General features: G+C 68.7%; 3 protein-coding genes and 1 pseudogene. All 4 read right to left on the bottom strand.

What is annotated here, in order from left to right; genetic code table 11:
* Positions 1-222: 222 nt before the first annotated feature.
* Positions 223-366, bottom strand: a complete 144-nt coding sequence (locus LE548_RS45200; protein ID WP_225102850.1) for a hypothetical protein — start codon at positions 364-366, stop codon at positions 223-225.
* Between the two features lie 520 nt (positions 367-886).
* On the bottom strand, positions 887-1,279 hold the full coding sequence (locus LE548_RS45205; RefSeq protein WP_225102851.1) for a hypothetical protein: 393 nt from the start codon (positions 1,277-1,279) through the stop codon (positions 887-889).
* Between the two features lie 107 nt (positions 1,280-1,386).
* The gene (locus tag LE548_RS45210; RefSeq protein WP_225102852.1) at positions 1,387-1,911 is read right to left on the bottom strand and encodes a sigma factor-like helix-turn-helix DNA-binding protein; all 525 of its coding nucleotides are present in this window, start codon (positions 1,909-1,911) and stop codon (positions 1,387-1,389) included.
* Positions 1,908-2,052, bottom strand: a pseudogene (locus tag LE548_RS46370) (IS5/IS1182 family transposase); the annotation flags it as partial. The pseudogene LE548_RS46370 and the gene LE548_RS45210, both read right to left, overlap by 4 nt.

Genomic DNA, 2,052 nt, shown 5'->3' on the forward strand with positions numbered 1-2,052 from the left:
ACTGACGTTTCCCCACGGCCAGACCAACGAGCGGATAGCCCAACAGTCACATGATCACCCACTTCTGTTAGGACCTCTAAGACTCAAAGCTACTCAAAACCGAGGATCGAAAACAGGTACTCAGGACTCGACATAGCCCGCACGCTACCCGACCGACGCCCGTCGAAGCATCGTGCTTTCCCAGACATCGGCCTGCGTCACCAACGTCCTGTCCCGCAGCACCTAGAGCGCGGACAGGACGTGGTCGTGGAGCGTGGTGAGCAGGCCGGTCTGTCCGGCGGGCGACGCGAGGGGCAGGGTGGCGACCTGCGGGCCGTTCACCCCGGCGTCGGCCGCGAGCGCGTACACCGCGGCCGCCAGGAGCACCGCCGTCTCCCGGGCGGCCGCTGCGGCTCCCCGTCGTCCTGCGGCAGGTACCACCCGACCAGCTCTCCAGCGGCCGACAAGCTGTACTCCCAGGTCGTACGCGGCAGGCGCGGGCTCATCATGCCGCGACCGTACCCCACACGGCCCAGACACAAGGTCAGGACCCGACCCACGCAGCGTGCGCGTCAGGGACCGGGGCGGCGAGCACCGTGACGGGGTGTCGGACGTCGTCCATCGCCTCCCACAGCCCGTCCGTCACCTCACAGGCCGGGCGTTCGTCAGCGGGCCCGTGGAGTAGTCGGCGCCCACCCGGCGACACCCCCGACATCCCGACGGACCCTCGGCACGGGCGGCCACGCCGGCACGAACCCCGTCCGCCTCGTCTGACGCCCTGACCGGCACCGCGGACAAGAGCGCGAGAACGCTGGAGGCCGGGCCAACCAGCCGTGTGCTCCGGCGCCGCAGCCTGACCGCGGCCGTCCAGCCCCTCACAGACCGAGGTCCGGACGGCTGGACCAGGTCAGCACGGCGGCACGGTGTTGTTGTGGAAGTAGCTGGCGCCGTCGACATAAGGAGCGAAGGTCCACCAGGGGTCGGTAACGGTGGCCCAGCTGGAACCGTTGGCGTACTCGACCTGCCACGTGCGGTACCACACGTCGCCGGCGTTGCCGACTTGGCCGCCGGCGACCCAGCAGTCGATCTTCAGATAGTCCCCCTTGCTCAGGGGGGTGTAGCCGAGATTGTTGGCAGGCGTGTCGTAGGGCTGCGAATAGACACCGACGTGGCTGCCGGTCGAAACCTGGTCCCAGATCGGATAGGGCAGCGGGGTGGCCTGCGCGCTCGTGGTGCTGGCGACGGCTGCGGCTGCGGCGATGACGGCCGCGACAGCGGCCTTGGTGATGCCTCCGGGCATGTTTCCCCCTACGGTCGACCCCGGAGTCCTGGAATGGATGCCGGGGAGTTGTGGACAACGGCCCGCGGCGGGGCCGTTGGATTCGCCTACCAGCTTGCTGTGCACGGTCAGCCCGGGGAACGACGCTGGCTGGACGTTCCCCTGACACTTCGAGCGGTCGCTCCGCCGCTTGGGCCGGCCTTGCGTGAAGCGGCAAGACCAGGCTGCCCGAGCCGGCTTTGTGAAGTCCCGTTTCCCGTACAACCCCGTACACCCCGCTCCTGGACTCTGCTTGTCAGGACCAGGTCCTTCCCGTGACAAGTCGTCGAGCTCATGACGTCTTCTCCCCCCTGGTCGGCGCGGTCGGAGTACTCGGCCTGGAGCAGACGAGCCAGACGCCGGCGGGCCTGGCACAGGTGCGAGCGGACGGTGGCCGCTTCGAGGCCCAGGAGCGCTGCGGCTTCCACCGTGCTGAAGCCCAGCCCGTAGTGGAGCACGATCAGGTCGCGCTGGTGCTCGCTCAGCCTCCGCGTGGCGGAATACAGCGTGATGGAGTCCACGAGGCCCTCGTAGGGATCTGCGGTGTGGTCCTTCAGCGCTGCCTCGAACGCGGCGATCGTGGGCGAATGACTACGGCGGAGATCATCGGTCACCGGGAGACTTCGCGGTTTGTGAGGACCAGCAGGACCCTGACCAGGGCGGTCGCCCATTTCGGGTCGGTGCGGACCTTGCCGAGCACGCGCCAGTTCTTGAGGTGGGCGAAGCCGTGCGCCAGCCCCAGCGCCCCGAACCCC

It is taken from the genome of Streptomyces sp. CoH27, from assembly GCF_020181035.1.
In the GTDB taxonomy this organism is placed as follows: domain Bacteria; phylum Actinomycetota; class Actinomycetes; order Streptomycetales; family Streptomycetaceae; genus Streptomyces; species Streptomyces camelliae.

Coding starts and splice junctions, on each gene's coding strand:
- LE548_RS45205 (WP_225102851.1), bottom strand. CDS start 1,279: ATGCCCGGAGGCATCACCAAGGCCGCTGTCGCGGCCGTCATCGCCGCA.